At 70.6% G+C, this 20,338-nt stretch carries 19 protein-coding genes; 13 read left to right on the top strand and 6 right to left on the bottom strand.

Going from position 1 to position 20,338, the window contains the following annotated elements; all coding sequences use genetic code 11:
• Positions 1-96: 96 nt before the first annotated feature.
• The 4 genes from ABD236_RS11945 (at position 97) to ABD236_RS11930 (ending at position 3,513) form a co-directional block, all read left to right on the top strand.
• On the top strand, positions 97-1,029 hold the full coding sequence (locus ABD236_RS11945) for a hypothetical protein (protein WP_344073389.1): 933 nt from the start codon (positions 97-99) through the stop codon (positions 1,027-1,029).
• Between the two features lie 161 nt (positions 1,030-1,190).
• On the top strand, positions 1,191-1,934 hold the full coding sequence (locus ABD236_RS11940; protein ID WP_344073386.1) for a TetR/AcrR family transcriptional regulator: 744 nt from the start codon (positions 1,191-1,193) through the stop codon (positions 1,932-1,934).
• A 181-nt stretch (positions 1,935-2,115) separates the two neighbouring features.
• On the top strand, positions 2,116-2,433 hold the full coding sequence (locus ABD236_RS11935; protein WP_344073384.1) for a hypothetical protein: 318 nt from the start codon (positions 2,116-2,118) through the stop codon (positions 2,431-2,433).
• 9 nt (positions 2,434-2,442) lie between these two features.
• Positions 2,443-3,513, top strand: a complete 1,071-nt coding sequence (locus ABD236_RS11930; RefSeq protein ID WP_344073382.1) for a M14 family metallopeptidase — start codon at positions 2,443-2,445, stop codon at positions 3,511-3,513.
• 81 nt (positions 3,514-3,594) lie between these two features.
• Here ABD236_RS11930 and ABD236_RS11925 read toward each other — a convergent pair whose 3' ends face one another.
• The 4 genes from ABD236_RS11925 to ABD236_RS11910 all read right to left on the bottom strand — a co-directional run bounded on the left by ABD236_RS11925 (position 3,595) and on the right by ABD236_RS11910 (position 6,776).
• Positions 3,595-4,983 (bottom strand): hypothetical protein, encoded by a 1,389-nt coding sequence (locus ABD236_RS11925; RefSeq protein ID WP_344073379.1) that lies wholly within the window; start codon positions 4,981-4,983, stop codon positions 3,595-3,597.
• 6 nt (positions 4,984-4,989) lie between these two features.
• Positions 4,990-5,733: a hypothetical protein gene (locus ABD236_RS11920; protein WP_344073377.1), complete on the bottom strand. Its 744-nt coding sequence runs from the start codon at positions 5,731-5,733 to the stop codon at positions 4,990-4,992.
• A gap of 32 nt (positions 5,734-5,765) precedes the next feature.
• On the bottom strand, positions 5,766-6,029 hold the full coding sequence (locus ABD236_RS11915) for an ABC transporter permease (protein ID WP_344073375.1): 264 nt from the start codon (positions 6,027-6,029) through the stop codon (positions 5,766-5,768).
• Between the two features lie 315 nt (positions 6,030-6,344).
• On the bottom strand, positions 6,345-6,776 hold the full coding sequence (locus ABD236_RS11910) for a nuclear transport factor 2 family protein (protein WP_344073373.1): 432 nt from the start codon (positions 6,774-6,776) through the stop codon (positions 6,345-6,347).
• A 176-nt stretch (positions 6,777-6,952) separates the two neighbouring features.
• Between ABD236_RS11910 and ABD236_RS11905 the strand changes: the two genes are divergently transcribed.
• From ABD236_RS11905 to ABD236_RS11885, 5 genes are all read left to right on the top strand, one after another.
• Positions 6,953-8,338, top strand: coding sequence for an AMP-binding protein (locus ABD236_RS11905; protein ID WP_344073371.1), 1,386 nt, complete (start codon positions 6,953-6,955; stop codon positions 8,336-8,338).
• A gap of 94 nt (positions 8,339-8,432) precedes the next feature.
• Positions 8,433-9,047, top strand: a complete 615-nt coding sequence (locus ABD236_RS11900; RefSeq protein ID WP_344073369.1) for a GDSL-type esterase/lipase family protein — start codon at positions 8,433-8,435, stop codon at positions 9,045-9,047.
• A gap of 153 nt (positions 9,048-9,200) precedes the next feature.
• On the top strand, positions 9,201-9,677 hold the full coding sequence (locus tag ABD236_RS11895) for an SRPBCC family protein (protein ID WP_344073366.1): 477 nt from the start codon (positions 9,201-9,203) through the stop codon (positions 9,675-9,677).
• Between the two features lie 242 nt (positions 9,678-9,919).
• Positions 9,920-10,768, top strand: coding sequence for an alpha/beta fold hydrolase (locus tag ABD236_RS11890; RefSeq protein ID WP_344073363.1), 849 nt, complete (start codon positions 9,920-9,922; stop codon positions 10,766-10,768).
• Positions 10,769-10,836: 68 nt separating this feature from the next.
• Positions 10,837-12,690 carry a PIG-L family deacetylase gene (locus ABD236_RS11885; protein ID WP_344073361.1) on the top strand — a complete coding sequence of 618 codons (1,854 nt, stop codon included), beginning with the start codon at positions 10,837-10,839 and terminating at the stop codon, positions 12,688-12,690.
• A gap of 74 nt (positions 12,691-12,764) precedes the next feature.
• On the opposite strand, the gene ABD236_RS11880 is transcribed toward ABD236_RS11885, so the two are convergent.
• Positions 12,765-13,808: a YihY/virulence factor BrkB family protein gene (locus tag ABD236_RS11880; RefSeq protein ID WP_344073359.1), complete on the bottom strand. Its 1,044-nt coding sequence runs from the start codon at positions 13,806-13,808 to the stop codon at positions 12,765-12,767.
• 362 nt (positions 13,809-14,170) lie between these two features.
• On the opposite strand from ABD236_RS11880, the gene ABD236_RS11875 reads away from it, so the two are divergent.
• The gene (locus tag ABD236_RS11875) at positions 14,171-16,714 is read left to right on the top strand and encodes a collagenase (RefSeq protein WP_344073357.1); all 2,544 of its coding nucleotides are present in this window, start codon (positions 14,171-14,173) and stop codon (positions 16,712-16,714) included.
• Here the strand turns inward: ABD236_RS11875 and ABD236_RS11870 are convergent.
• Positions 16,708-17,523 carry a helix-turn-helix transcriptional regulator gene (locus tag ABD236_RS11870; protein ID WP_344073355.1) on the bottom strand — a complete coding sequence of 272 codons (816 nt, stop codon included), beginning with the start codon at positions 17,521-17,523 and terminating at the stop codon, positions 16,708-16,710. The two genes, ABD236_RS11875 and ABD236_RS11870, sit on opposite strands and share 7 nt — an antisense overlap.
• A 206-nt stretch (positions 17,524-17,729) precedes the next feature.
• Here ABD236_RS11870 and ABD236_RS11865 point away from each other — a divergent pair, with 206 nt between their 5' ends.
• The 3 genes from ABD236_RS11865 to ABD236_RS11855 all read left to right on the top strand — a co-directional run bounded on the left by ABD236_RS11865 (position 17,730) and on the right by ABD236_RS11855 (position 20,187).
• Positions 17,730-18,467 carry an SDR family oxidoreductase gene (locus ABD236_RS11865; RefSeq protein ID WP_344073353.1) on the top strand — a complete coding sequence of 246 codons (738 nt, stop codon included), beginning with the start codon at positions 17,730-17,732 and terminating at the stop codon, positions 18,465-18,467.
• 217 nt (positions 18,468-18,684) lie between these two features.
• Positions 18,685-19,602: an endo-beta-N-acetylglucosaminidase H gene (locus tag ABD236_RS11860; RefSeq protein ID WP_344073351.1), complete on the top strand. Its 918-nt coding sequence runs from the start codon at positions 18,685-18,687 to the stop codon at positions 19,600-19,602.
• A 171-nt stretch (positions 19,603-19,773) separates the two neighbouring features.
• Positions 19,774-20,187, top strand: a complete 414-nt coding sequence (locus tag ABD236_RS11855) for a hypothetical protein (protein ID WP_344073349.1) — start codon at positions 19,774-19,776, stop codon at positions 20,185-20,187.
• Positions 20,188-20,338 lie beyond the last annotated feature (151 nt).

Raw genomic sequence — 20,338 nt, 5'->3', positions numbered from 1 at the left:
CTCAAGACTGTTCACATCGTGACCTGTGTCACCTGCCGTTTGGCTGGAAGTCGCTAGCATGTGCTACCCCCGCACGGCATGCAGGACGGATCACCTGTGCCCTCTCAACCTCCGCCGCCCGAGCTGGCCGACGCCCTGCGCCACGGCCCGTTCGAGGCCGCGCTCGACTGCGCCGTGCGCGCCAGCGGCCTCAGCCTGGAACGCATCCAGCACCGGCTCGCGGCCCGGGGAGTCGCCGTCAGCGTGACCACCCTCAGCTACTGGCGGCGTGGCCGGAGCCGTCCCGAACGCCCTCAGTCCCGCCAGGCCGTGCGGCTGTTGGAGGAGTTGCTGGGGCTCCCCAGCGACTCCCTGGTCTCCTTGCTGGGCCCCCAGCGCCCGCGCGGCCGCTGGGTCAACCGCGCGCCCCGGACCCTTGGGACCGAGGACCTGTGGCAGCAGTACAAGAGCCTGCCGGGCCTGCTGGACGCGCTGGGCTCCACCGACGACGGGCTGACCCGGCTCGCCGTGCACGACCGGTACGAGATCGACGAGAACGGGGCCGAGCGGCGGCTGACGGTCACCATGGTGCTGCGGGCCGAGCACGAGCGCGTGGACCGGCTCATGCTCATCAGCCGGGGCGACGACCCGCAGCGCGAGCTCCCCGAGATCGTCGGCATCCGCAATGCCCGTAAGGGCCGGGTCCGTTCGGATACTTCCGTACCGCTGCTGGTCGCGGAGCTGCTCCTGGACCGGGTGCTCACCAAGGGCGAGACCGACGTGATCGAGTACACCTACGTCTTCGGGACCAGTGGCGCCCGTACCAGCGAGGTCGGCACCGGCTTCCGTGCGCCGGCCCGGCTCTACACCCTGGAGGTCCAGTTCCACCCCGAGGCCGTCCCCGTCCGGTGCCACCGCTACTCCGGCACCACCGCCGGCGGTCCCATGTCCCCTGCCGAACAGGTGTGGATCAGCGCGTCCGGCCGTGCGGCGTTCACGGTCGAGGACCCCGGCCCGGGCTTCGAGGCCATGCGCTGGGAGTGGGAGTAACGGGCGCTCCGGCGGTTCGGCGTCAGCGGCGCGCAGGGTCCGGTTTGGGTGATTGAAGAGTGTATTGCCCCTGTTTACCTTGTATCCTTGGTCGTATTCCTCCCGACCGGACCGCCGGGTGTGGCCCGCGGGGCCGGTACGTACGCGACAGGGGTGCGGACATGACCGCACAGGACGGCTCGGAGAAAAGGCGGCGGCTGAGCCGTCCGCTGGTGCTCGCCGCGGCCGTCTCGCTCGTCGACCGGGACGGACTGGCGGCGCTCACCATGCGCCGCCTGGCCACCGACCTCGGGGTGGAGTCGATGGCCCTCTACCGCTACTTCCCGGGCAAGGAAGCCCTGGTCGACGGCCTCGTCGAAGCGTTCTTCGCCGAGGTCAACGAGCATCTGAGGAGTACGGCCGAGGAGTCCCGCGCCGGCCCGGACGCGGAACGGGCCGAGCAGGCCTGGCGCACGGAGCTGCGCAGGATCGTCCGTACCTTCGCCGTGGTGGCCCACGCCCACCCCGAGATCCTGCCCCTGGTGGCCACCCGCCCGCTGAGCGTGCCGGTGTCCCGGCGCCCGGCACCCGCCCTCCAGCTCACCGAGCACATCCTCGCCGTCCTCGGCCGGGCCGGCTTCGACGACGCCACAGCCCTGCGGATCTACCGCGCGGTCGTGGCCTGGAACCTCGGCTGTCTCCTCGTGGACAAACGCCAGGTGGTCGACGACCCCGACGAGCCGGACCCGATGCTGCGCCTGGGCCTGCACCGGCTGCCCGCCGCCCAGTACCCGAGGCTGCGCGCGCTGGTGCCGCAGTTCACCGAGTACGACGACGAACAGGAGATGCTCGCGGGCCTGGACGGCCTGCTGAGCCGTATGCCCGACGCCCCCCTTGACTCGTTCTACGGCAAAAGCGCACGCTGAAGATACAAGGTATACATCGGGCATATCCCGAGCTTCCGACATACGTTTCCGACATACGTGTACGTCAGCGCCCGCCGTCGGCATCGCTGATGTGCGACCCGTCGCCGGCCCGTCGCAGGACCTGCGAGGTGAGAGTCGGCATCCCCGATGCGGGACCCGAGGGCGCCCGGAAGAGGTCGCCATGTCCACCGCTCCGTACGAGAACATCCGTGTCCGTGTCACGGCCAAGGACGCCGAAACCCTGCGCACCCTGCTGCGCGAGGCCCGTCCCGACGTCGGAGGCCGCCCCCGCCAGGGCGAGGACGGCACGTTCAGCATCGACGCCTATGTAACCCCCGAGGAAGCCGAGGCCCTCGACCGTGACGGTGTGGTCGTCACGACGCTCGAGGACGCCGCGGCCACGGGACGCGCACGCCAGGCCGAGGTCGGTGAGGGGGACCGGTTCGCCCCGGCGGACGCCGTGCCGCGCGGACTGGCCCTCAAGGTGAAGGACGCCTAGGAGGGCACCATGTCGTATCTCAACATCACCGAGGTCGAGTCCGCCGTGACCAGCCTCGCCACCGCGTTCCCCGCCCAGTGCGAGCTCATCGAGCTGCCCGAGCCCTCTGTCGAGGGCCGTACGGGCCACGCCCTGCGCATCGGAACCGCCCCCGCCGGGACCAACGACAGCGTCGTCCTCATCGGCGGTGTGCACGCCCGCGAGTGGGGCAGCTGCGAGATCCTCGTGCACCTCGCGGCCGACCTGCTGGAAGCCCACAGCACCGGTTCGGGTCTCGGCTACGGCGGTACCAGCTTCACCGCCGCCCAGGTGGGGAGCATCCTGGACAACCTTGATGTCGTCGTCTTCCCGCTGGTCAACCCGGACGGCCGCCACTACAGCCAGACCGTCGAGCCGATGTGGCGCAAGAACCGCAACCCGGCGAACTCGGGCGGCAGCCCCGCCTGCGTCGGCGTCGACATCAACCGCAACTTCGACTTCCTCTTCGACTTCACCACCGCCTTCGACCCTACGGCGGGCCCACGCGTCTCGACCGACCCGTGCGACGTCCAGGTGTACGAGGGCCCGAGCGCGTTCTCCGAGCCCGAGACGCGCAATGTGCGCTGGCTCCTCGACACCTTCCCCAGGACCCGCTGGTTCGTCGACGTGCACAGCTACTCCGAGGACATCCTCTTCGTCTGGGGCGACGACGAGAACCAGTCGCTCGACCCCGACAAGAACTTCCTGAACTCCGCCTACGACGGCAAGCGCGGAGTCGCCGGGGACCTGGCCTACGCGGAGTACATCCCCAAGGGCGACGCCGACAGCGCCGTTCTGCTCGCGGAGCGCTTCTGCCACGCCCTGCACGGTGTACGCGGCCGCACATACACCCCGATGTCTGCCTTCCACCTGTACCCCACCAGTGGGACCAGCGACGACTACGCCTTCTCCCGCCACTTCGTCGACCCGGCGAAGAGCAAGGTCCTCGCCTTCACCGTCGAGTGGGGCACCGACTTCCACCCGCCGTGGCAGGAGATGAAGCGGATCATCCTGGACGTGGACGCCGGGCTGGTGCAGTTCTGCCTGACCACCCAGGAGTGACACCGTACGCAACGTGAACCGAGGCACCCGCCCAGCGAGCGGGTGCCTCGACGACAGGGACGACAGGGCTTATGACAGCTCCTACGCGGCCCGGTGGAAGAAGAACGGATCGATCGACGGCGGCACCCGGGTCACGTTGTCGAGGTCGAGCAGCTGGTGGTGTACGAAGTCGGCGTGGCGCTGATACGACACACCCGCTGGGAAGTTGGCGTTGTCAGGGGTGTTGTTCCCCGAGAACACGCCGTAGAAGTCCTTCCCGACGGACAGCAGCCGTATGTAGTCGCCGAGGAACGGCAGCCCCTGCCGGGCGGGGACGTTGGCCGGTGCCTGGTGGAGCACCTGGCGCTGCGGCGGTGTCTGCCAGCCGTCGGCGGTCAGCTCCAGTGCCGTCACCCACTGCGCCTGGGTGAACTGCTGGTAGGTCAGCCCGACCAGGGAGTCGGAGTTCACCGCCAGCGCCGGGTTCTTGGCGTCGGTGATGGTGCGTACGTCGTCGGACCAGGTCTGGCCGTGGTCGGCCGAGTGCCGCACGTGCAGGGTGTAGTCGACGCCGGTGACCCCGCCCACGCGGTCGCACCACGCGACCCAGACGCTGCCCGCGTCGGTGGGGTCCACCGCGATGGACAGATCGCCGCCGAGGCGTTCCTGGCCCATCATGGCGTTGAACTTCACGAACCGTCCGGTCGCCACCCGCTGGCCGACGACGTGGTCCACCGTGTCCTTGAGGTCCTGGAAGGGGTGGGCCCCGAGGCCGCCGCTGTCGTCGCGGGTGACGACGACGTCGAAGGTGATGTTGAGACCCTGGGTGTTCTGCCAGCTCTGGAACGCCGCGTACACCGTACCGCCGGGGTGCAGGGCGATCCGGACCGGCGGCCCGTCCTGGCCCGCCGTGCCGCGCCGCTCGATCGCGGTGGCGACGAATCCGGCCGGGGCCGCGGCCGTACGGGCGTTGCCCGAGACGTCCACGGTGGCGGTCTGCTTGCTGCCGAGGCCGAAGTTGTTGTTGCCGACGTAGACGCGGTCGTGTGCCGCGCCATTGGCTCCGATGCTGCCGGCGACGACCCAGGGCTGGTCCTCCTCGTCGCGGCTGACGAGGATGTCCATGGTCGCGGTCGAGGCGATGCTCGGGGCGCGCAGGATCTGCATCCTGGTGATGTCGGCCTCGGCCGCCTGGCCGTTGAGGATGCCCGCGTACAGGGTTCCGCCCCTGGACGCGAAGCTGACCGAGATGTCGCCGGTGCCCAGGTCGTCGGTGCCACCGGGGACGATGCTGCGGAGCACCCAGGTGTCCCCGCCGTCGGTCGAGACGTAGATCGGAGCCAGGGAGCCTCCCATCGGGTCGGGGGTGAACGCGGTCGCGACCATCTCCTTGGGCTTCTCGGGGTTGACCGCGAGGTTGGGCTCACCGTCCTGGGTCGTGTCGCCACTGAGCGCGACCGGGGTGATGTTGACGACCTTGAGGGTGGACATGCGGGCTCACCTCCGTGCCGCCTGCAGTGCGTCGAGCTTCTGCACCGGCTGGTAGTCAGTGGGGTGGAGGAGCTGGAAGGGCGCCTGCCGGCTCAGGTCGCCGGAGGTCGCGTGCAGGATCCACATCCCCTCCTGCGAGGCCTTCGGCTTGGGCGCCTTGTACCAGCGGAAGTCCAGGCTGTTGGGGTAGAGCACGGCGAGCCGCCCCGGGGGGACCTCGCCCTGTTCCACGTGTGCCACGTCCAGTTGGGCACGCCACCAGTCGGGGGCGTGCTCGGACGGCTGGAAGCCGTCCGCCTGCTCCAGGCTCACCACGACGCCGATCACCACGGCGTCCGCGTCGTCGGCGTGGGCGACCATGTCCGCGTCGCGGATGTCGCGTTGCAGCGCGGAGAACGGCATGGCGTTGGCGCTGGTGGCAGCGAGGGCGACGTGTTCCTGGACGGCGTCGGCGGGCAGCCGCCCCACCTCGGTCACGGCCAGGCTCTCGCCGTAGACCATCCCCTGGGTGAAGAACGCGGCCGCCTCGCCGACGGCCGGCGGGTCCAGCTCGCCGGACAGCTGAACGGTGACCTCACTGCCCGCGAGCCGTTTGAAGGCGTCGGGTGCGTGCAGCACCTGGTCGACCTGGACCACGGCGGTGCGGTCGTCGGCCGGCACGCTCGTCATACGTGCGCTGCCGAGCCGGGTGACCGTCCCGAGGAAACTCAACGGGGCCTGCCGGATGAGTGCGGTGACATCCTCAGGCATGGCAATCCTCCTCTCGCCCTGCGCCCGTGCCGCTAGCGCACGGCGTGTGCGGTGGCCGGGTGGGCTCTGCGCCACTCGATCCTCGCGCCGAGCGCGCACAGGACGGTGACCAGGGCCGTCGCGGCCACGATGAGCCATTCGACGGCTCCGCTGCCGGCGTCGGGATCGGCGTCGAAGAGCAACTCGATCCAGTCGCGCCAGACGAGCGTGACCAGGAGCAGCGCCGCGGACAGGCTGCCCAGGGCGATCTCCAGCCAGAAGCGCGGACGGATGGTTCGGTCGGTGTGGAAGGGCATCTCGCAGCCTCCCGTCTGTATGACTCCCCGCCGCTGCTGCCCGTCCGCGGGCGTGACCCTCGCGCGGGGAGCGCGGGTGACTTCTCGCCGACGCGCCGCCGCCGCGGGCGCGTGCGCCGACCGACCGGGGCACGGAGCCGGAGGCTGGGCGTTCCCGGTGTAACGGGTGTATGCCTACAAGGCACGCATACTTCGTATACTTCGTATCCAGTCTCCGCGCGGCGAAGAACGGGGTCAAGGGTCTGCCGGGGCCAGATCACGTGGACCGCGTGCCTGTCCTCCGTAACGGAGCGTGGGCGAGGAGCGGGGCCGAGCTCAGTCGGCGGGGCCCGTCCCGGCCGACCGGTCGAGCCGTTCATAGCAGTCGTAGTTGCGCTGGGCGCGGATCCTGCCGTCCTGGAATTCGAGGAAGACCGCGATATGGGCGCGCAGGACGTGTCCGGCGGGCAGCCCGCCCAGGGGTGCGGCGAGCGTGCCGGTCCAGGTCACCTCCAGAGCGACCTGGTCACCGGAGGCGATCGCCCCGTGCACCTCGAACCGCTGCTCGCTGACCGCCTTGCGGCCCTGCTCGGCGGCCTGGAGCAGAGCGGGCAGATCACGGCGTACGCCATCGGGAAACAGGACGTTGGGGAGCTCATGCTGCACCGCGTCCTCATGGAAGAAGCGCGCCAGCTCCTCGCCGGTCGCTCCGCGCGCGACCGCCTCGTGGTACCGGATGGCCGCTTCGACATTGGGGGGCTGCGACATACGTATCAGGGTAGGGCCCGGGCCCGTCAACCAGCGGTACTTCTTGGACCTTCCGCTGATGGCCGTCCGTGTCCTTGGGTGGGAAGACACATTGCCCGCCAGCGGCCTTGCCGGATTGGATTGCCAGGTCGAGGCGGCGGAGGGCGCTCCGGCGCGCAAGAGGGGGCGCGAGGCGAATGACACCGATGCTCGAAGGCTGTACGCCCTGGCCCCCGGAGTTCGTCGACCGCTACTGGGCGGCCGGGCACTGGCGCGGCCACACCCTGGACAACCTGCTGCGCGGCTGGGCTCTTGAGCACGGGCCGCGCACCGCGCTCGTACACGGCGCGACCCGCACCACATACGCCCACCTGAACCGTCGTGTGGACCGCATGGCCGCCGGATTCCGGCTGCGCGGCCTGCGGCCCGGGCAGCGGGTCGTCGTCCAGCTGCCGAACGTACCCGAGTTCGTCACCACCGTGTTCGCGCTGATACGCCTCGGGGCGCACCCCGTGCTCTGCCCGCTGTCGTACCGCGCGGCCGAGCTGTCTCATGTCGTACGGGTGGCCCAGGCGGTCGGCTATGTCGGCCCCTCGGCGGAGCAGGGCTTCGACCACATGGCGACGGCCGCGGACATCGCGGCCCAAGGGCCGTTCCTGCGCCAGGTGTTCACCTTCGAGGCGCCGGGCACCTCGTCCCCGTACGGCGGTATGACGACCGACCCGTCCGGCTGCCACTACTCCCCGCTGGGCTCCGTCGACGCCCCGCCCGAGCCGGCGCTCGCACAGAGCGCCGACCAGGTGGCGTTCTTCCTCGCCGGCGCGGATGGCGCGGGGGCGCCGCTGCTCGTTCCGCGCACCCACAACGACTACGTCTACCAGGCGCGGGCCGCCGCCGAGCTGGTGTCGCTCACCGAGAACGACGTGTATCTCGCCGCGCTGCCGGCCGGCTCCGCCTTGGCGCTCGGTTGCCCCGGCATCATCGGCACGCTGTCCGTCGGAGGCACCGTCGTCCTGGCCGAGAACCCGGCCCCCGCCGTATGCCTGCCGGCCGTCGAGCGGGAACGGGTCACCATCACGTCGCTCCGGCCCGCCCACGTTCAGCAGTGGCTCGACGAACTCCCCAACAGCCAGGCCGACATGGGCAGCCTGCGCCTGCTTCAGGTCGGGGGCGGAGTTCTGCCGGGGGAGACCGCCGAGCGGACAGGCCGTGATCTGGGGTGCCGTCTACAGCAGGTGTTCGTCATGCCGGAGGGGCCCCTCACCGTGACCCGGCCCGCTGATCCCGACACCGCCGTACTCGCCGCACAGGGCCGCCCGCTCTCGCCAGACGACGAATTCCGCCTGGTGGACGCGGCCGGGGAGGATGTGCGCGAGGGAGAGGTGGGCGAACTTCTCGTACGCGGCCCGTACACCTCGCGGGGTTACTACCGGGCCCCCGACGAGAACGCGCGGGCCTTCACGGCTGACGGCTATTTCCGTACGGGAAACTTCGCGCGCCGTACGCAGGAGGGTGGTCTGGGAGGTGGTTACTCGCTGGTTGCCCACCGGAGCAGCAGGCGAGACACCGGAGCCGAGCATTGATCGTGCGGGGCGGGGCGGGGCCGTGGCGGCGGCGTCCCCGTCCACCCCTTGGAACAGACGCGGACGCGGCCCGGTCCCTGGCTAGCGTCTGCGCATGATCGAGGACATACGCATCTGCTTCGTCGGGGACTCCTTCGTCCAGGGCGTCGGCGATCCGGAGTACCGCGGGTGGATCGGACGGGTGCTGGAGGCCACGGGCGAAGGCATGACGGCGTTCAATCTCGGCCTCCGGCGCGACACCTCCGAAGACGTTCTCCAGCGCTGGCGGCGGGAAGCGCTGCCACGTTTCCTGCCCGGCGCGGACAACCGGCTCGTCGTCTCCTTCGGCAGCAACGACATGGTGGAGGAGGGCGGGGCGGTACGCGTCGAGGCCGCGCGGTGCGTGAGGAACCTGGAACTGCTCCTGGACGGCTGCCGGGACCGCGGCGTCACGCCCTTCGTGGTGGGCCCACCGCCGGTCGCTGACGCGGGCGATGCCCATCTGCGGCGTACGGTGGCACTCGCTGACGCGATGGAGGGCGCCTGCCGGGAGCGGTATGTGCCGTTCGTCGCCACGACGTCGGAACTCGCCGCCGATCCCGTCTGGACGGGCGAGGCGTTGGCGGGCGACGGAGCACATCCGGGTGGCGGCGGCTACGGGAGGCTGGCCGCACTCGTCCTGGCCGGGCAGTGGCACGAATGGATACGGCAGCCTCTTCGTGACTCGTGACTCGTGACGTGTCCGGCCGTGGGGCGAGCGCTGGGTCGTCGTCCCTTCCCCACGACCGATGAGTTCCGCCCCGTCGAGCCGTCTGTAGGGAGGGAACGCATCCTTCTGCAGTCGCAGGAGGCCGGAAAGGACATCACGAGGAGCGTGCACACCGTGGACCAGGACAACATGAGCGCCACCTTCACCGTCGCCGTGCCCGCCGCCGACGTGTTCGCGGCGCTGGCCGACCCGAGGACCCACTCCGCGATCGACGGCACCGGCTGGGTGCGGGAAGCCGTTGACCCCGCGCCACTGTCCGAGCTGGGGCAGGTCTTCCGGATGGACATGTACCACCCCAACCACCCGGACGGCGACTACCGGATGGCCAACAAGATCCACGTGTTCGAGCCGGAGCGTGCCATCGGCTGGCTGCCGGGGATGGACAAGAGTGGCGGGCACCTGGCGTTCGGCGGTTGGCTCTGGCGCTACGACCTTGTGCCGCTGGGGCCTTCCGAGACGGAGGTGACGCTCACCTACGACTGGTCGGCGGTGCCGCAGTCCATCCGGGAGCACATCCAGTTCCCGCCGTTCGGCCCGGAGCATCTCAGCGATTCGCTGCGTCATCTGGCCGAGCTCGTCCGCGGCGGGTAGGCCTCGGAACGGCCGGGGCACGGGCGGCCGGGGCACGGGCGGCCGGGGCCGGCTTCCCCACCGTCTCGGCCTCCTCCGCCCCGGTCCACGCAACGTACTGCCCAGCAGGGGGACTGTGGGCAGATGGCTCAACAGCCAGATCTCCACAAGTTCCCCGGCAGAGCGATGAGTTCCGGGCCCGGTCCGAGTCTTCCCTGCGGCCGTCGCGCACCCGCGGCAGCCCGACAGAAAGGACGACCTTCATGGCCACGCACCACACCCTCGCCGTCACCGGCGCACGCCTGCACTACGAAGTGCGCGGTGAGGGGCCGCTGTTGCTCGTGATGGGGGCGCCCATGTCGGCGGCGGCGTTCGCGCCGCTGGCGGACGCGCTCGCCGGTGAGTACACCGTGGTCACCCATGACCCTCGAGGCATCTCGGGCAGTGTCCTCGACGACCCTGAGCAGGACTCCACCCCTGAGCTGCGGGCGGACGACGTCGTCGCTCTCCTGGACGCCCTCGGTGCCGACTCCGCCGACGTGTTCGGCAGCAGTGGCGGCGCGGTGACCGGGCTCGCCCTTGCCGCCCGGCATCCGGAACGGATACGTACGCTCGTCGCCCACGAGCCGCCCCTGCTCGAGCTGTTGCCCGACGCCGCCCGGCAGCGCGCCGCGACCGACGACATCATCGCGACCTTCCACCGGGAGGGAGTGGGGGCGGCGTGGCTGAAGTTCATGGCCAACGCCGGGTTCGACGTCGCAGCGGGCGAGGGTGGCGCAGCGGCTGCGCCGCCGGGGGAGCCCTCCGAGCAGGACCTCGCCGACAGCGCCCGCTTCTTCGCCCACGAGTTGCGCCACACCACCCGCTATCTCCCCGACGCCGCCGCGCTCACGGGCGGCCCCACTCGCGTGGTCGTGGGCCTCGGTGCCGCTTCGGGCCACTTGCTCACGCACCCGACCTCCACCGCGCTCGCCGAGCTGCTCGGTACGAAGCCGGTCGAGTTCCCGGGTGACCACGGCGGGTTCCTCGGTCACCCCAAGGAGTTCGCCGAGACCTTGCGCGGGGTGCTGGCGGGCGGGCGCGGCGGACACCGACAAGGCGGGACGGCCTAATAGCGTAGGGGCGGTGGTGACATGAGGCGCCGCCTCTCGCACACTGGCGGAGACGAGGGAGGGCTGCCTTGCTGCGACGCGGACTCCGACAAGTGCTGTGGACGGGGTGTACGGCGCTCGGTGTGGTCGGCGGCGTGCTGCCTCTCGCGGCCGACACGGCGCGGGCGGTGCCGGTGCCGACGGCCTCCACGGAGAGGGCGCACACCGACGTCCTGTTCGTCGGCGCCCACCCGGATGATGAGTCCTCGTCCCTGGCCGCCTTCGGCCAGTGGCGGGAGCGGCAGGGCTTGAGTACGGGTGTCGTCACCGTCACCCGGGGCGAGGGTGGCGGGAACGCCGTCGGCACCGAAGAGGGCGCCGCACTCGGCCTGATCCGCGAGGGCGAGGAGCGCGAAGCCGTCCGGCGGGCCGGCATCCGTAACGTCTTCTATCTCGACAAGCCGGACTTCTGGTACACCTTGTCGGCTCCGCTGACCGCCGCCGTGTGGAACCGGCCGCCCCAGCCGCCGGCCGACACCCTCTCGCGGCTCGTCCGGCTGATCCGGGCGACCACACCGCGCGAGGTGGTGGTCATGGACCCGCGGCCCTTCCGCCAGCACGGAGGGCACCAGGAGGCGGCACGCCTCGCCGTCGAGGCGTTCCGGATCGCCGGTGACCCGAAGGCGTTCCCCGAGCAGATCACACGGGAGAAATACGCCGCTTGGAAGCCGTCGCGGCTGCTCGCCACCAACGGCGGTTTCCTGGGGCCGGTGGGGGAGGCGTGCGGCAGGTATCGGGGCAGCGATCCGCATACCGGGCTCCCCGTCATCGGCGTGTGGACCGGGACGGCGTCGCGTGGGCACCACGGTACGACCTGGGCCCAGATCGAGCGGGACGCCACCCGCGAGTACGTCACGCAGGGCTTCGCCTCCCTGCCGCCGAAGGTCGAAACGCCTCGGGAGAAGCTGCCCTGCGAGTGGTTCACCGTCCTGGCCGACCGCCGTACCCCACCCGCCCCCGCCGCACACGACCAGTCGGGTCCGCTACCGCGAGATTCCCAACTGCGCCCGCTGTACGCCGACTTCCGTGCCTGGGCGCGACGGATGCGTATGCCGTGGCTCGCCAACGACGCCCAGCCCGATTATCCGGCCAACCCCTCCACCGACGTCCCCGCCGTTGCCGAGGCCCCGGTGGTGGACGGGGTCGCCGGACCGCAGGAGTACCCCGGCCCCGCTCTGCGGCTCACGCACTGGGAGGGCGCGCGGTGCGCCGACCAGAAGGACTGCGCGACGGATGTCCGCTTCTCTCGCCGGGCGGGTGACCTGTACGTGTTCGTCCGGGTGACGGACGACGTCAAGGGGTACGCCCTCGACGCCGTGGCCGACTGCAAACGCCACTGGCGGACCGACGCCGTCGAGATCGCCCTCGACCCGCGCGGCCGCTCCGACGACACCTCGACGACGTTCAAGACCGGCATCCTGCCCTTCACCAAGGGCGGCAGCGGCCCTTGCGCGGAGCGCGACGCCGACAACCGGCAGGGGCCCGCGAGCCGCACCGCCCCGGGCATGGCCGTCGCCTCCGCGGTGACCGATCCGTACCGCGGCTACTCGGTCGAGGTCAGGATCCCGCTCGACATCCTGCCCGCCTCCGTCGACCCCGACCGGCTCGCCGCCAACGTCCTGCTCTACGACTCCGACACCGCGGACCGGACCGGTCAGACGCGCCTGGCCTGGTCCCCGTACGGCAGTGCCCAGGCCGACCCGTACGTCTGGGGCACGCTGCGCCTGCCCGGATACGTCCCGCCGCCCGACCACCCGGCACAGCCCGCCCGGATCCCCCAGGAGGCGGCCCGGAGCAGCGACTCGAAGGCCTCCCTCGAACAGGCCCGGCGCACCGGCGTCCCCCTCGCGGGCGGCCCCCGCCGTCCGCCGGAGGGAGACTGACCGGCATCCCGCCGGTGACGTGGGCGCGCTCCGGCCCCGGTTCCCCGGGCCGGCAGCTCCCAGTGGCACTGCGATCACGCCTCTCCCAGTCGCCGCCGGTCGTGTTCGTCCCACTTCCTGGTGTCGCGCGGCGGTGCGTACGGCTCCTCGTCCGGCGGCAGGCCCCCGGCGATCGCCCGTTGGCGGACGATCTCCGCGTCGAACTCCAGGCCGAGCAGGATCGCCAGATTGGTGATCCACAGCCACACCAGGAAGACGATCACTCCTGCCATGGCCCCGTACGTCTTGTTGTACGAGGCGAAGTTGGCGACGTAGAAGGCGAAACCGCCGGAGGCGACCATCCAGATCAGCAGGGCGAGGAAGCTGCCCGGGGTGACCCACTTGAGGCCCTTCACCTTGGCGTTGGGGCACGCCCAGTACAGCAGCGCGATCATCAGGGTGACCAGGGCGGCCAGGACCGGCCACTTGGCGATCGACCACACCGTCAGGCCTGCGCTACCGACGCCGAGGGCGGTGCCCGCCTGGCGGGCGAGGCCGCCGGTGAAGACCACGATGAGCGCGCTGAGCACCGCCAGGACCATCAGGACCACGGTCAGTCCGATCCGTACGGGCAACAGCTTCCAGATCGGACGGCCCTCGGGCATCTCGTAGACGGCGTTGGCCGCGCGGATGAACGCCGCCACATAGCCGGAAGCCGACCACACCGCCAGGACCAGGCCGACGATCGCCATCACCGAGCCGAGTCCCGCGCTGTCCTGTAGCTGCCGCACGGCCTTGGTGAGGATGTCGCGGGCCGAACCGGGCGCGAAACGCTGGACGTTGTGCAGGACCTTGTCCGTGGTGGACTGCCCCGTGATGCCGAGCAGCGACACCAGCACCAGCAGGGCGGGGAAGAGCGACAGGACGCCGTAGTACGTGAGCGCCGCCGCGCGGTCGCTCAGCTCGTCGTCCCTGAACTCCCGCAGGCTGCCCTTGAGCACGGCCCCCCACGCCCGTTTCGGAAGCGCTGCCGGAGTGTCTGGCTCCGCCTGTTCCACCTCGGGCGGCGGACCGGGCTCCGATCGCGCCCCGTCGGTACCGCTGTTGTCTTTTCGCCCTGGAAGACGCCACTTCGCCATGCGGGGCGGGTACCCCGACGAGCGCCGATGTCACGTGCGGGGTTGCGTGGTCCACCGCCCGCCCGGGCGGTGCCGACGCCGCCTCCGGGCGGCGTCGCCCGCAGCCCGCGCGGCCTTCAACTCCCAGGAATTGCCGCCGGTTTGCTCGCGCTCTCTTCACAAGCAATGTGACATGTGCAATTTTTCTGACTGCGACCCACCCAGTCGCATTCAAGCCAACGGATCAGCAAGGCCCGCGGGTCGGCGAAGCCTGCCCGGACACGCCCGTACGCACAAGGGCGGCCCGGACCGGCCAGACAGCCCGCGGCACCCCCCACCGCCGCGCGCGGCAGCGCGGCTTTCACTCCGCTGGGAGGCGGCACGTGAACACCCCATCCATACGCCCGAGACGTGGTCTCGGCGGCCTGCTCGTACTCGCGCTCGCCCTGTGTCTGTCGATAGCCATGCTCGCCCAGGCGGGCCGCGCCACGGCGGACGACCGCCGGGCACCGGCCCCGGAGCCCGCGAAGGCGAACGCCGCCCGGCCCACGGCACCCACCGCCCCGCCGCCGGTCGGTTCGGCGGCGGCCGTCTCCGACCGGGCCGACGAGCGCCGCAGCTCCCTCGACGCCAGGCACCGGCCTCCGCAGAACCCGGTGCCGGACCGTACCGCTGCGTCGAAGCCGAGCCGTCCGCAGGGCCTGACCGCGGCCTCCTGCACACCGGGCGACTTCGGCAGCCGCAGCGGTGCGGCCCTGGTCTCCTTCGTCCAGGCGTCGACCACCAACTGCGTCAACACCCTGTTCGCGCTGACCGGCACCGACGCCCGCAACGCGTTCCGTGAAGCGCAGATGGTCACCATCGCCAACGCGTTCCAGAACACCGCACGGACCTATCCCGGCGACAACTCCACCCATGTGTGGCAGCTCGTGCTGTTCCTGCGCGCCGGGTACTACGTCCAGTACAACCACCCCTCCGACGTCGGACCGTACGGGGCGAGCCTCGCCTCGGCGACCGAGGCGGCGCTGGACACCTTCTTCGTGTCGCCGCACTTCACGGACGTCAGCTCCGCCCACGGCGACGTCCTGGGCGAGGTCATCATCCTGACGGACAGCGCCGGCGAGCAGCCGCGCTATCTGAAGACGTATCAGAGGGTGCTCAACGGCTACAACAGCTCCTACGACGCGTACTGGAGCATGGACGCGGCGGTCAACGACGTGTTCACCCCGATCTTCCGCGGCCACTGGAACCCGGCCTTCATCTCGGCCGTGACCGCCGATCCGGGCATCATCGACACGCTGAGCTCGTTCGCGCACAACCACCGCGACAAGCTGAACGACACCTGGTTCTACCTCGACTCCAATGCCGGCACCGAGACCGCGCGCTTCCTCGACACCCCCGCCCTGCAAGCCAAGGTCAGGCCGCTGGCCAAGGGCCTGCTCGGCGACTCGTCGATCACGGGCGCGACCGCGCCCCTGTGGGTGGGCGTCGCCGCCATGACCGACACCTACGACAAGGCCCAGTGCTCGTACTACGGCACCTGCGACTTCGTCGGCCGGCTGACCGCCGCCGCGCTGCCCATCACCTACCGCTGCGACGCCGCCCACACCTTCCGCGCCCAGTCGTTGACCAACGCGGCCCTCACCGCGGCCTGCGCCAGCCTCCAGGGGCAGGACGCGTACTTCCACACCATCGTCAAGGACAACGGGCCGGTCGCCGACGACCACAACACCACCATCGAGATCGTCACGTTCGCCAGCCCCAAGGACTACCAGACCTACTCCGGCTGGATCTTCGGCAACAGCACCAACAACGGGGGAGAGTACCTGGAGGGCAACCCAGCCGACCCGGCCAACCAGGCCCGCTTCCTCTCCTACGTCAAGAGCGTCGGCGACGGCTTCCCCGGCGACATCTGGAACCTCAACCACGAGTACACCCACTACCTCGACGGCCGCTACGACATGGCCGGTGACTTCGACGCCGGGCAGGCCGTGCCGGACATCTGGTGGATCGAGGGCTTCGCCGAGTACGTCTCCTACAGCTACCGGGGCCTGCCCGACACCGAGGCCATCACCGACGCCGCACAGCACACCTACGCGCTGAGCACGCTGTGGCAGAGCACCTACGCCAACGCGGATCTGACCCGCACCTACCCGTGGGGCTATCTGGCCACCCGCTACATGATCGAGAAACACCCCGCGGACGTGCAGAACATGCTGGCCAGGTTCCGCGCCGGTGACTACGCGGGCGGTTACGCGGTCTACAGCACCGGCATCGGCACCCGTTACGACGCCGACTTCACCACCTGGCTGGACGCCTGCGCCGCCGGAGCCTGCGGCAGCACGGGCAACGGGCCCACCGCCGCCTTCGACGCGACCGTCTCCGGCCTGTCGGTGAACCTCACCGACAGGTCCACCGACACCGGCAGCACCATCACCGCGCGCTCCTGGAACTTCGGCGACGGCACCACGTCCACGGCCACCAACCCGTCCAAGACCTACACCGCCCCCGGCACGTACACGATCTCCCTGACCGTGACCGACGCCAAGGGCCTGAGCGCCACCAGCACCAAGTCCGTGACCCTCACCGGCGCCCTGCCCGCCTGCACTGACGCCGATACCCGCGTCCTGGGCCGCAACTGCTCGCGCGCGGGCCGCTCGGCCGCGGCGGGGGACCTGGACTACCTGTACCTGTATTTGCCGGCCGGCACCGTCACGCTGCGCGTCACGACCGCCGGAGGCACCGGCAACGCCGACCTCTACTACAACCCCAACACGTGGGCGGCCCCTTCGGCGTACACCGCCCGCTCGACGAACAGCGGGAACACCGAGAGCATCACCGTCACCAACACCACGGCCGGATACCGCTACATCAGCCTGTACGCGCAGACCGCGTTCAGCGGCGTCACGGTCACCACCGCCTACTGATCCCGTCCCGAGGACCGGCCCGGGTGCGGGCCGGTCTCGGAGTACACCACCAGCGTCTGCTCCGGCGCCTCGGCCAGATGGAACGCCGTGTACGAGAAGTCGGCCACGGCACCGCCGGGGCGCCGCAGCCGTTTGCGTCCGCCGCGCCGGGCCTCCACGTCGTACTGCGGCCACCACGCACGGGCCTCCACGCTGCCCGCGCTCAGCTCCTCGGCCAGCCGCGTGTGGCGCGGGTCGCCGGGATGGCGGCCCGCCAGCGTCCGCAGCCGCGCGAGCAGCCCGCGGGCCTCCACCTCCCAGTCGACCAGCACTTCCCGGGCAGCGGGTTCGAGGAACACCCAGCGGGCGAAGTTGGCGCGCCCGTCCGGCGCGAGGAGCCCCGGGAACAGCTCCTCGGCCGCCTGGTTGTGGCTGAGCACGTCGTAGGTGCCGCCGATGATGTACGCAGGGTTGGGCTGGAGCAGCAGGGGGACAGCCGCCGCCTCGGCGGACAGCGGCTCCGGCTCCTCGGACTGCGCGGCGGCGTGCCCGGCGAGCCGGAAGAGGTGTGCGCGCTCCAGCGCGTCGAGCCGCAGCGCGCGGGCGAGGGCGCCGAGGACTTGGTCCGAGGTGCGGATGTCGCGGCCCTGCTCCAGGTACGTGTACCAGGTGGCGCTGATCCCGGCGAGCACCGCCAGCTCCTCACGCCGCAACCCCGGGGTCCGCCGTCGGCCGGTCTCGGGAAGCCCTACTTGGCCGGGGGTGATCCGTTCCCGGCGGGCCCGAAGGAAGGCTCCCAGCTCACGACGGTGGGCCGCTGGCGTCTGCACGGTGGATGGCACCCCTGGTTCCAGGATAAGAGCATTCTGGATACCAGGCTAACGACCTCGCAGACTCGGGCTGGACAGCGCAGACACCGAGCAGGAACGAGGAAGTCGCCATGACGGGAACTGGGCGCGAAACCGCGCCGGAAACCAGGCGGGAAGCCGCATCGGAAGCCGTGTCAGAGGCCGTGTCGGAAGTCGCATCGGAAGCCGTGTCGGGCATCGACGGCAAAGTCGTGGCCGTGACCGGGGCCAGCAGCGGTATCGGCGAGGCGACCGCCCTGTTGCTCGCCGAGCGAGGCGCGCGGCTCGTCCTGGGCGCGCGGCGCTCCGGGCGGCTGGCCGATCTGGTGGCGCGCATCGAGGAGGCGGGCGGGACGGCCGTGCGGATCCGTACGGACGTGACCCGCCGCGAGGATGTGCACGCCCTGGTCGCGCTGGCCCGCGAGCGGTTCGGGCGGCTGGACGTCCTCGTCGCCAATGCCGGCTCCGGTGCGATCTCGCCGCTGGACGACCTGCGGGTCGACGAGTGGGACCAGATGGTCGACGTCAACATCAAGGGCGTGCTGCACGGCATCGGCGCCGCGCTCCCCGTCTTCCGCGCCCAGGGCACGGGCCACTTCGTCACGGTCGCCTCCACGGCCGCGTTCCGCGTCGTGCCCGCGATGGCCGTCTACGCGGGGACGAAGGTCGCGGTCCGCGCCATCTGCGAGGGCCTGCGCCAGGAAGCCGGCGACGGTCTGCGGGTGACGACCGTCTCGCCCGGCGCCATCGGGACCGGCTTCGCGGAGGCGTCGAGCAACCCGGAGGTGCGGGCCCACATCACGGACATGCGGGACCGGATCGCGATCGCGCCCTCGGCGGTCGCCCGCGCCATCGCGTACGCGATCGAGCAACCCGCGGACGTCGACGTGAGCGAGATCGTGGTCCGGCCCACCGCCCAGAGCTGACTGAGCATCATATATGAGACAAGTAGAGGGAGTTATCGATCAATCGACGCTCTCCCTCTGTTCAGGCCGACCTGCGGTATGGCAGGCTCCGGTTCGGCCGGAGTGGGCGGTCGCGTACGGCATCAGGATCAGGCGCTCGCTTCCGCGGGGCAGCAGTGGAGCGGGCCTGCCGCTGGTGGATGACCACACGAGCCATGCGACGGGAGGCTGATCGGCAATGCGCACAGCGCGCCGCAGCACAGCACGGACGACGGCACTGGCGCTCCTGGCCGCCGCGGCACTCGCGGTCGGCGCCACGGCGACCACCGCCGCGGCGGGGCCGCCCGCGGTGAAGAAGCAGGGGCCGATCTCGGTGGCGTACATCGAGGTGAACAGCGACAGCATGCTCAACGTCGGCAAGTATAAACTGGCCAACGGCGCCGGCAACGTCTTCGACATCGCGGTGGTCTTCGCCGCCAACATCAACTACGACACCGCCAGGAAGTCGGCGTACCTGTACTTCAACCCGAACGTGCAGCGTGTGCTCGACAACGCGGCGACCCAGATCCGCCCGCTCCAGGCGAAGGGCATCAAGGTCATGCTGTCGGTGCTCGGCAACCACGAGGGCGCCGGGTTCGCCAACTTCCCCTCCAAGGCGGCCGCTTCGGCGTTCGCCAAGCAGCTGTCGGACGCCGTGAGCACCTACGGCCTCGACGGCATCGACTTCGACGACGAGTACGCGGAGTACGGCAGGAACGGCACCGGCCAGCCCAACAGCAGCTCGTTCGTGTACCTGGTCTCGGCGCTGCGCCAGAACATGCCCGACAAGCTGATCTCGCTCTACAACATCGGCCCGTCGGCGACGAGGCTGTCCTACGGCGGCGTGAACATCTCCTCGAAGTTCACCTATGCCTGGAACCCCTACTACGGAACCTGGGGGGTGCCCGGCATCGCCCTCCCGAAGGCGAACCTGTCACCGGCGGCCGTCGACATCCAGGCGACGTCGTCGAGCACTGCGGCGAGCCTGGCCCGGCGGACCGTCGGTGAGGGCTACGGCGTCTACCTCACGTACAACCTCGACGGCTCCGACCGGCACACCTATGTCTCCGCCTTCACGCGGCAGCTGTACGGGAGTGACGCGGTGTACACACCCTGAGCGAGGAGGGGAGGGAGCGTCGCCGGGAGCCTGTGGGGGCTGTTGCAGGACGGTGACAAACGTGGGGCAACGCGTTCTGGGCGAGGGGCATCTTCTCAGGCAAGAAGCGAGCAAACAGCACCAACTCACCGAACCGTGAGAACTGGGGCTTTTCGACTGAGAGGGAATCTCATGGCCATCACCAAGCGGCACTCCCTGCGTATCGCTGCCGTGGGCGTCATCAGCGCCGTGTCCGTCGTTCTCGCGGGAACCGTCGCCTCGGCCGCCACCCCGGCCGTGGCCGGCGCCTCCGTGGCGCAGGCGACCGGCGTCAAGGTCAGCATCACCGCCAAGCCCTCGGTGACCTCGGTGAAGGCGTGGCAGCTGTTCCGGGTCAACGGCAGCGCGACCGGCCTGAAGGCGGGCAGCAAGATGGTCCTCCAGCAGAAGCAGGGCAAGAACTGGGTCAGCCTGCCCGCCGTGACGCCGCTCAGCTCCAAGGGCACCTACTCGCTGGGCGTCAAGCTGGGTCTGAAGGGCAAGAACGAGCTGCGCATCGTGAACGGGAAGGCCGTGTCGCCGGTCTTCAACGTGACCGTTCGCTGACCCCCGTACACCTTGAGCCCGTGGCCACTCCGGCCGCGGGCTGTCGGCGTTCTCGCCGGCCTCAAAGCCCGTTCGCTTTCGGTGCGTCGGCGGACGGTCGCCTTCCGTTCCTTCTGGCTTCAACTGGCCGCCCCTGCACGCGTCTTGTGTC

The organism is Streptomyces crystallinus, from assembly GCF_039521265.1.
Lineage (GTDB): Bacteria > Actinomycetota > Actinomycetes > Streptomycetales > Streptomycetaceae > Streptomyces > Streptomyces crystallinus.
Note: the sequence above shows the minus strand (reverse complement) of the source record. Positions and strands in the feature narration are given on the sequence as shown.